General features: G+C 50.4%; 1 rRNA gene. It reads left to right on the forward strand.

The features are described 5' to 3' along the window. The first annotated feature begins 156 nt into the window (after nt 1-156). Nucleotides 157-267 (forward strand): 5S ribosomal RNA (rrf, locus tag GK091_RS29340). The last annotated feature ends 7 nt before the right edge of the window (nt 268-274 follow it).

Below are 274 nucleotides of genomic sequence, written 5' to 3' on the forward strand. Positions count from 1 at the left end.
AATAGAGCTGAGTCGTACTAATGAGCCCGGACGCGTGTTTTGGTGTTTTCTACGGGAAGTTGTTGTTGTGTGTGCGGACCAGAGTCTCTCTCTGTGGGAACAAAGACAAAAGACATTTTGACTTAGCCGGAAGACGGGTCAATAAAGAGTCAACAGGTTGGTGCTGGTAAGGCGGGTGGACACCTCTTCCATTTCGAACAGAGCCGTTAAGCCCCGTACTGCCGATGGTACTGCTGTCACAAGTGGGAGAGTAGGAAGGTGCCACCTGATGAAA

Origin of the sequence: Spirosoma agri (assembly GCF_010747415.1) — a bacterium.
GTDB lineage: Bacteria > Bacteroidota > Bacteroidia > Cytophagales > Spirosomataceae > Spirosoma > Spirosoma agri.